Origin of the sequence: Leucobacter sp. M11, assembly GCF_035726885.1 — a bacterium.
Taxonomy (GTDB): Bacteria; Actinomycetota; Actinomycetes; order Actinomycetales; family Microbacteriaceae; genus JAPFRB01.
This window is the reverse complement of sequence record NZ_JAPFRB010000002.1, coordinates 441,470-449,984: the sequence shown is the minus strand read 5'-3', so window position 1 is coordinate 449,984 and position 8,515 is coordinate 441,470. Positions and strand designations below refer to the sequence as shown.

The window sequence follows — 8,515 nt, the reverse complement described above, 5'->3', positions numbered from 1 at the left end:
TTTCCGTCCTGGAGGGCGCGCGCCAGATCGTGGCCCTGCTGATCCTGCCCGAGCCGAAACTGCTCGCCCAGGTGGTGCTGGACGAGCTGCCCTCGATCGAGGGGGTGCTCGCCTGCGAGACGATGACCGTGCTGCGCTGGTATCGCTCCGGCTACGACTGGATGATGACGAACACCATTTCCCCGGAGATCCGCGCGGCCGCCCAGGCCGAGATCATCGCGGCGCTCGACGAGGACGCGGCCCCCGTGACGGACCTGACCGAGCAGGACGAGCAGCTGATCGGCCTGCTCGCCGAGGAGGGGCGGATGCCCGCGACCCGTCTCGCGCAGCTGATCGGCGCGAAGACCGGGGTGGTGCGCCGCCGAGCCGAGCAGCTCATCGCGAGCGGCACGCTCCGGGTGCGTGCGGAGGTGGCCCCCGGGGTGTTTGGGCTGCGCATCGAGGCGATGGCGTGGCTGCGTGTCCCCCCGGGGCAGCTCGACGAGATGGGGCGGATTCTGGCCGCCTCTGGCGAGGTGCGCTTCTGCTCAGCGGTGACCGGGGAACACCAGATGATGGTCGACATGCTGGCGCGGAGCGAGGAAGAGCTGCTGGAGTTCCTCTCGGACGTGGTCTCGCGCGTGCCCGGCGCGCGGATCGGCGAGGTGGACCTGGTGCTCTCGCCCGTTCGCCGCGGGCCACTCACGATTATCGACGAAGAATAAGCCAAGCAAACATCAACAAGCCCAAGTTAAGGACATTCATTTAGAATAATTTGCAATTCTCGGCCAATCGTGATGGGATGACTCCATCAACGATTGGTCGTCATGTCTTCCTCCTTGTTTTCCTCAGCTGAATGGGCCGCCGAGGCCCGCACGCTCGTCCTGAGCACCGGTGCGATCATCGACGGAGTCGTCGGTGCCCCGGTGTCCGGAACCCCGATCGAGCGCGTGTCCCCCCGCGACGGCTCGGCCCTGCCCGCGGTGGCCGCGGCCGCTCCGGCCGACGTCGACCGGGCCGTGGCCGGCGCCCGGGCCGCCTTCCGCTCCGGCGTCTGGTCCGCCCTCGCCCCCCGCCAGCGGGGCCAGGCCCTGATCCGCTTCGCGGAGCTCGTCGAGCGCGACGCCCGCCGGCTCGCCCTCACGATCTCCGTCGAAATGGGCAAGCCCGCCCAGGACGCCCACGACGTCGAACTGCGCGCCATCGCGACGACCCTCCGCTGGTACGGCGAGCTCGCCGACAAGCTCGACGACGCGAGCCCCCAGGTGGGGCCGGACGCGCTCGCCCTCGTCACGCGCGAGCCCGCCGGGGTCGTCGCGGCGATCACCCCCTGGAACTTCCCCCTCACGATGACCGGCTGGAAGATCGGCCCGGCACTCGTCGCCGGAAACTCCGTCGTGCTCAAACCCGCCGAGGCCACCTCCTCCGTCGTGCTCGCCCTCGGCGAGCTCGCGCTCGAAGCGGGCATCCCCGCCGGGGTGCTCCAGGTGCTGCCCGGCGCGGGTCAGGTCATCGGCCAGGCGCTCGGCCGCCACCCCGACGTGAACGTGCTCGCCTTCACCGGCTCCGGGCGCGTCGGCCGCCTGCTGCAGGGGTACGCCGCCGAGTCCAACGGCAAGCGCGTCTGGCCCGAGCTCGGCGGGCACAGCGCAAGCGTGGTCCTCGCCGACGCGGATGCCGAGCAGGCGGGCGCCACGATCGGCTGGGCCGCCTTCTACAACCAGGGCGAGATGTGCTCGGCCGCGCGCCGCCTCATCGTGCACCGGGACGTCGCGGACGCCGTGATCGCGGCTGCCGTGCGCACCGCGGGCGAAATGGCCCCGGCCGATCCCCTCGACCCGACGAGCCGCTCCGGCGCGCTCATCAGCCTCGCCGCGCGCGACCAGATCGCCCGGGCGGTTGACGAGGCCGTCGCCGCGGGCGCCACGGTCCTCGCGGGCGGGCGCATCGTCGAGCCCGTCCCCGGCGGCGCGTACTACGAGCCCACGATCCTCAGCGGGGTCGCCCCCGGCACCACCCTGCACGCCACGGAGGTCTTCGGCCCCGTGCTCACGGTGACCGTGGTCGACTCGAACGAGGAGGCCATCGCGCTCGCCAACGACAGCGACTACGGCCTCGCCGCCTCGCTGTGGACGCGCGACCTCGCTGCCGCGCACCGCTTCTCCCGGGCGCTCGACGCGGGCACCGTCTGGGTGAACTGCTACGAGGAGGGCACGCTCAGCATGCCCTTCGGCGGCCGCCGGGACAGCGGCTTCGGAGCCGACAAGTCCGGCCACGCCGTCGACAAATACACCGACCTCAAATCCGTCTGGATCGCGCTGTGACCGCCTGGTCGGGCACCCCGCCCGTCATCGGGATCACGGTGTGGCGGCGGAGCCTGCCGACGTACCTCGGCGAGCGCACCGACCTCTATACCCTGGGCGTCGAGTACGCCGAGCGCATCGCCGCGGCCGGGGGCATCCCCGTCCTGCTCTCCCCGGTCCCCGAGGACCAGACCCCCGCGATCCTGGGCCGCCTCGATGGGCTCCTGCTCTCGGGCGGTCAGGACCTGACGCGCGCCACCCGCGGGCTCGGCCCGAGCCCCGAGGAGGCGGCCGACACCGACCCCGCCCGCGACGCGTTCGAGCGCGCCCTGCTCCTCGGGGCCCGGGACGCGGGCCTGCCCGTCCTCGGCATCTGCCGCGGCCTGCAGCTCACGAACGTCGTGCTCGGCGGCACCCTGATCGAAGACCTCGAGCACACGGAAGCACACCCGGCGCAGGACAGCCCAGAGGCATTCCTGGGCGACCGGCACGACGTGGCGCTCGCCGCGGGCACCGCGCTCGCCGCCGTATACGGCGTCGAACGCCGCCGCGTGAACACGATCCACCACCAGGCCGTCGACCGCGTCGCGCCCGGGCTCGTGGTCGCCGCGCGCGCCGACGACGGCATCATCGAGGCCGCCGAGTCCGCCGCCGCTTCCTGGCCCTTCCTCGGGGTGCAGTGGCACCCCGAGAAGCTGAGCGCCGCGGACGAGGTGGCGGACGAGGCCCGGCTCTTCGCCGAGTTCGTGGCCCAGGCCCGCGGCTTCGCCGAGCGCGCGTAGCGGCCGCGCCCCACACGTTTTCCCTTCCCCCCACCCCAAGAGAAAGAACCCCATGACCAAGCAGATCTCCCTGACCTTCCCCAACGGCGCGAAGGCCATCGCCGACCTTAACACGACGAACGCCCCCGTCACCGCGCAGACCATCTGGGACGCGCTGGAGAGCCCCGTCGAGGTGCTCGCCGTGCACGCCGCCTTCGCCGGCCCCGAGATCATGACCGGCCTGCCCGAGTCCGCGCAGAACTTCGACCCCGAGTCCATCCCCGTTGAGAACCAGACCTGCTTCCCGGCCGCCGGTGACCTCCTCTGGTACTACCAGGCCCCCAACCAGATGAAGAACATGTCCGAGGACCTCTGGGAAATTGGGGTATTCTACGGCGACGGCGGACGCATCTTCGGACCGCTCGGCTGGACCCCCTGCAACATCTTCGCGTCGATCACCGAGGGCCTCGACGAGTTCGCTGCCGCCTGCGGCAACACGCGCATCGACGGTGCCAAGACCATCACCATCGCGCGCGTCAGCTAGCCCTTTCCCCCCCACCATTCCCTGTTTCTGAAAGTAGTCGGTTATGAAAAAAGCAGTGTCGCTTATCGCAATGGCGTCAGCCGCCGCCCTGGTCCTCACGGGCTGCGCCTCCGGGGGCGCCCCCGAGGCCGGGTCCGGTGACCTGCCCTTCGCGGGCCAGACCATCGTCGTGAACTCCTTCGGGGGTGACTACGAGGCCACCCTGCAGGAGGCCGTGATCAAGCCCTTCCAGGCTGAGACCGGCGCCAAGGTCGAGGTCGTGACCGCGTACAGCGCGGACGCCCTCGCCCAGCTCACCGCGCAGAAGGGCAAGCCCCAGCTCGACGTGGTGACCTTCTCCGGCGGCCAGGAGGTCGTCGCGGCGGCCGACGGTCTGCTCGCTCCCATTGCCGAGGGCGACATTGCTGCGGCGGAGGACCTCGTCCCGACCGCGCTTGACGGCGTCAAGCGCGGGACGGGCGAGGGCCCCGTCATTCAGATCGCGCCGATGGGCCTGATCACCCTCCGCGACAAGGTCCCGACCCCGCCCACCAGCTGGGACGCGATCACCGACCCGACGTTCGCGGGTCACGTCGCCCTGACCGACTTCTCGAACTCCTACGGTCTGCTCACCTTCCTCGCGCTGAACGGCACGCTGGGCGGCGACGTGGACAACGTGCAGCCCGGCCTCGACGCCGTGCAGAAGATGCTCGCGAAGAACGAGGCCGTCGTGACCGCGACGAGCCCCGAGATCCAGCAGGCCTTCACCCAGCGCGACATCTGGCTCGCCCCCTACGCGCAGGACTACGCCTACACGCTGACCAAGGCGGGCCTCGAGGTCGACTTCACGGTGCCCGAGAACAGCCCCGCGTCCTACATCACCTCCAACGTGGTCGCCGGCTCGGGCAACGAGAAGCTCGCCACCGAGTTCGTGAACTACCAGCTCCGTCCCGAGGTCCAGCTCGCCTGGGCCGAGGCGCTGCGCTACTCGCCGACGAACCTGACGGTGGAGATCCCCGCGGAGTTCGCCGACGCGGTGCTCGCCGGTGAGGCGCTGAACGACCTGGTGCGCTTCGACCCGACCGTCCTCGACGCGAAGCGTCCCGAGTGGGTCAAGGCGTGGAACGCCATCGTCGCATCATGACCCAACCGCTCCACTTAGCATCGCGCTCCAGCCGCGGACGCAAGCGTCCGTGGCTGGAGCCGCTGCTCCTGCTGTCCCCGGCGATCGTCCTGCTCATGCTGGGCTTTTTCCTGCCGGTCGCGCAGATGGTGTTCTCCTCCGTGACGAGCTTCCAGGGCGAGAGCGGCTTCTCGCTCGCGAACTACGCCGAGGTCTTCAAGAGCGACTACTACCTCTCCGCGATGGGGCGATCGCTCAAGCTCTCGCTGATCCAGACCGTGATCACGCTCGCGCTCGCCCTGCCGCTGTCCTACCTGATGACCCGGGTCTCCGGCCGCATCTCCGGCATCCTCATGGCGATCATCATCCTGCCGCTCATGACGAGCGTTGTGGTGCGCACCTTCGGCTGGGTCGTGCTGCTCGCCCCGAACAGCTGGCTCGGCCAGATGGCCAAGTCGATCGATCCGGTGAGGTACGGTCAGGGCCTCCTCGGCACCGAGGCCGGCATCGTGATCTCGATGGTGCAGGTGTTGCTCCCCTTCGCGGTGCTCACCCTGTTCGGCGTGATGCAGAACATCGACCCGAAGCTCGAGGAGGCCGCCCGCACGATGGGCGCCGGATTCCTCAGCACGCTGCGCACCGTCGTGTTCCCGCTGTCCCTGCCGGGGCTCATCTCGGGCGCGACCCTGGTGTTCGCCCTCTCGGTCAGCTCCTTCATCACCCCGCGCCTCGTCGGCGGCTCCCGGCTGCCCGTGCTCGCCGGCACGATCTACAACGACGCGACGGTGAACCTCGACTGGCCCTTCGCGGCGGCCCAGTCCACCCTGCTCTTCCTGGCGGTCGTCATGCTCATCTTCGCGACCTCCCGCATCGGATCGAGGAAGTAACCCATGGTCAAATCCGTTCCCGGCTGGGTCCGCGCCCTCGCGACCGTCCTGGCCGTCGTCGTCGGTATCTACATGCTGCTGCCGATCATCGTGGTGGCGATCTCCTCGATCAACTCCGAGCGCTTCCTGAGCTTCCCGCCCAAGGGGCTGAGCCTCGAGTGGTACCAGCTCGTGCTCACGACGGACACGTATCTGCAGCCGTTCCTCACGAGCCTGTGGATCGGCCTGCTCATCACCGCCATCGCGGTGGTGGTGGGCACCGCCGCGTCGATCGCGCTGACCCGCTTCCAGATCCCCGGCTCGCAGGCGATCCTGAGCTTCCTGATGGCACCGATCATCGTGCCGAGCATCATCCTCGGCATCGCGCTGCTCGCCTTCCTCTCGGTGTACGCCGACGGGGCCTCGATCACGGGCATCATTATCGGGCACATCGTGCTCGCGATTCCCTACGTCGTGCGCACCGTGTCCGGCGTGCTCCTCCAGCAGGACCGCTTCACGGAGGAGGCCGCCCGCACGATGGGCGCGCGGTGGTGGCAGCGCTACCTTCTCGTGCTGCTGCCCATGTGCAAGTCGGGCATCTTCGCGGGGGCGTTCTTCGCCTTCAACATCTCCTTCGACGACGCCGTGGTCGCGCTCTTCCTGCGCAGCCCCTCCGTCGAAACCCTGCCGCTCGCCATTTACGGCCGTCTGGAATTCAGTCCCGACCCGTCCGTGGCCGCGGTGTCCACCCTCATGGTGCTCGTCACCGTCCTGGTGCTCGTCGGCTTCGAGCGCACCCTCGGACTTGGAAAGGTAATGGCCTAATGGCTGATCTCGTCATCTCGGGGCTGCGCAAGGAGTTTGGCTCCTCCGTCGCCCTCTCGGAAATCACCCTGGACGTCGCCTCCGGCACGTTCATGTCCCTGCTCGGCCCCTCGGGCTGCGGCAAGTCAACCCTGCTGCGCTGCATCGCGGGGCTCGAAACCGTCACCCGCGGCGACATTTTTATCGGCAACGAAAACGTCACCGCGCTCCCGCCGGAGAAGCGCCGCCTGGGCATGATGTTCCAGTCCTACGCGCTCTTCCCGCACATGACCGTGCTGGAAAACGTGCGCTTCCCGCTCCGCATGGCGGGGGAGGGCAGCAAGGCCGAGCAGCTGGAACGCGCGAAGGCGGCGCTGGAGCGAGTCCAGATGGGGCACCTCGCCGCGCGCAAGCCCACCCAGCTCTCGGGCGGTCAGCAGCAGCGTGTGGCGCTCGCGCGGGCCATCGTCTCCCAGCCCCGGATCCTGCTGCTCGACGAGCCGCTGTCGAACCTCGACGCCAGGCTCCGCGAGGACATGCAGATCGAGCTGTTGGAGCTGCACCGCGAGCTCGGCCTGACGACCGTCTTCGTGACCCACGACCAAGACGAGGCGATGAGCCTGTCCGACCTGGTCGTGCTCATGAACGTGGGGCGCGTGCAGCAGGTCGGCAAGCCCGAGGAGATCTACGGCACCCCGAAGACCGTCTTTGCGGCGGACTTCCTGGGCGCGGCGAACCTGCTCCCGGCCGTGACGATCGCCCCCGGCGCGGCCCAGCTCGCGGGCGGTCACGAGATCCGCGTGCCCGCGGGGGAATTCCCCGCGGGGAGCGATGTCGTGATCGGCCTGCGCCAGGAGGACCTGCGCCTGAACACCGAGGGCGACGACAACAGCGTGCCCGTCGAGGTCGTGGCCCCCGTGTTCCGGGGCGCCGAGGTGCAGTACGTCGTCTCCTACGGCGAGCAGCGAATCCGGCTGATCGCGGGCAAGCGCGGGCCGATCATCCCCGCCGGTCCGGCACGGCTGAGCTGGCGCACCGCCGACGCCTTCGTGCTGCCCCCCGCCTAAGGCGGTCCCCGATCCGCGCCGCGGCGCCCTCGCTCATCCCCCCCCCCCGGAGCGCGGGCGCCGCGGCGTCGTTTTCCCCGGAAGCTGCCCCGATTCGGGCCCGGATCGTGATCGGGCATAATTTCGGTCACCGTGTCGTTTAGGATTGTACGAACGGTCGCCACCCCCCGACCACTCGCAGACGCTCCCGCACCCACCAGGCTGTACTCGCCAGAAATTGAGGACTCATGGATCAGCGCGATCCCTTCGCCTTCACCGGTCTCACCTACGACGACGTGCTGCTCTTGCCGGCGCACACCGACGTCATCCCGAGCGAGGCGGAGACGACCTCGCGTCTGACCCGCAATATCTCCCTGAGCATCCCGCTCGTCTCCGCGGCGATGGACACCGTCACCGAGACCCGGATGGCCGTCGCGATGGCCCGCAACGGCGGCCTCGGCATCCTGCACCGGAACCTGTCCATCCAGGACCAGGCCGAGATGGCCGACCGGGTGAAGCGCTCCGAGGCGGGCATGATCACGAACCCCGTGACCACGACCGTCGACGCGACCGTGGCCGAGGTGGACGCGCTCTGCGGCGAGTACCGCGTGAGCGGTCTGCCCGTGATCGACCCCAAGGGGGTCCTCGTCGGCATCATCACGAACCGCGACATGCGCTTCATCGACGCCACGGCCCGCGCCACGACCCGCGTCGGCGACGCGATGACCCGGATGCCGCTCATCACGGGCCCCGTCGGCATCAGCCGCGACGACGCCCAGGCGGTGTTCGCGAAGCACAAGATCGAGAAGCTGCCCCTGGTGGATGCCGAGGGCAAGCTCACGGGCCTGATCACCGTCAAGGACTTTGACAAGGAAGAGCAGTACCCGAACGCCACGAAGGATGACGCCGGGCGTCTCCGCGTCGGCGCGGCCATCGGCTTCTTCGGCGACGGCTGGCAGCGTGCCACCGCGCTGCTTGAGGCCGGCACCGACGTGCTCGTCGTGGACACGGCCAACGGCGACAGCCGCGGCGTGCTCGAGATGATCGCCAAGATCAAGAAGGACCCGGCCTTTGCCGGGGTCGACGTGATCGGCGGCAACGTGGCGACCT

General features: G+C 69.5%; 9 protein-coding genes. All 9 read left to right on the top strand.

Translation table 11 applies throughout. The annotated features are described in order from the left end of the window. A partial coding sequence (locus OOT08_RS06420) for an Lrp/AsnC family transcriptional regulator (protein WP_325091763.1) occupies positions 1–704 on the top strand: 704 nt, incomplete at its 5' end. A 102-nt stretch (positions 705–806) separates the two neighbouring features. Further along, positions 807–2,303, top strand: a complete 1,497-nt coding sequence (locus tag OOT08_RS06415; protein ID WP_325091762.1) for an aldehyde dehydrogenase family protein — start codon at positions 807–809, stop codon at positions 2,301–2,303. Further along, positions 2,300–3,064, top strand: a complete 765-nt coding sequence (locus OOT08_RS06410) for a gamma-glutamyl-gamma-aminobutyrate hydrolase family protein (RefSeq protein ID WP_325091761.1) — start codon at positions 2,300–2,302, stop codon at positions 3,062–3,064. Before OOT08_RS06415 ends, OOT08_RS06410 begins: the two co-directional genes overlap by 4 nt. 52 nt (positions 3,065–3,116) lie before the next feature. Continuing rightward, positions 3,117–3,587 carry a DUF3830 family protein gene (locus OOT08_RS06405; RefSeq protein WP_325091760.1) on the top strand — a complete coding sequence of 157 codons (471 nt, stop codon included), beginning with the start codon at positions 3,117–3,119 and terminating at the stop codon, positions 3,585–3,587. Positions 3,588–3,642: 55 nt separating this feature from the next. Continuing rightward, on the top strand, positions 3,643–4,710 hold the full coding sequence (locus OOT08_RS06400) for an extracellular solute-binding protein (protein WP_325091759.1): 1,068 nt from the start codon (positions 3,643–3,645) through the stop codon (positions 4,708–4,710). Next, positions 4,707–5,576, top strand: a complete 870-nt coding sequence (locus tag OOT08_RS06395) for an ABC transporter permease (RefSeq protein WP_325091757.1) — start codon at positions 4,707–4,709, stop codon at positions 5,574–5,576. Before OOT08_RS06400 ends, OOT08_RS06395 begins: the two co-directional genes overlap by 4 nt. Positions 5,577–5,579: 3 nt before the next feature. Beyond that, complete coding sequence (locus OOT08_RS06390) at positions 5,580–6,380, top strand: ABC transporter permease (protein WP_325091755.1); 801 nt, start codon at positions 5,580–5,582, stop codon at positions 6,378–6,380. Further along, positions 6,380–7,426: an ABC transporter ATP-binding protein gene (locus tag OOT08_RS06385; protein ID WP_325091753.1), complete on the top strand. Its 1,047-nt coding sequence runs from the start codon at positions 6,380–6,382 to the stop codon at positions 7,424–7,426. Before OOT08_RS06390 ends, OOT08_RS06385 begins: the two co-directional genes overlap by 1 nt. Before the next feature lie 227 nt (positions 7,427–7,653). Next, positions 7,654–8,515 (top strand): IMP dehydrogenase (gene guaB, locus OOT08_RS06380; RefSeq protein ID WP_325091751.1); only part of this gene is annotated, 862 nt, incomplete at its 3' end.

What these genes read in the sequence shown, in the direction of transcription:
- OOT08_RS06385 (WP_325091753.1), top strand. Translation starts at nt 6,380, where the DNA reads ATGGCTGATCTCGTCATCTCGGGGCTGCGCAAGGAGTTTGGCTCCTCC.
- OOT08_RS06395 (WP_325091757.1), top strand. Translation starts at nt 4,707, where the DNA reads ATGACCCAACCGCTCCACTTAGCATCGCGCTCCAGCCGCGGACGCAAG.
- OOT08_RS06390 (WP_325091755.1), top strand. Translation starts at nt 5,580, where the DNA reads ATGGTCAAATCCGTTCCCGGCTGGGTCCGCGCCCTCGCGACCGTCCTG.
- OOT08_RS06415 (WP_325091762.1), top strand. Translation starts at nt 807, where the DNA reads ATGTCTTCCTCCTTGTTTTCCTCAGCTGAATGGGCCGCCGAGGCCCGC.
- OOT08_RS06405 (WP_325091760.1), top strand. Translation starts at nt 3,117, where the DNA reads ATGACCAAGCAGATCTCCCTGACCTTCCCCAACGGCGCGAAGGCCATC.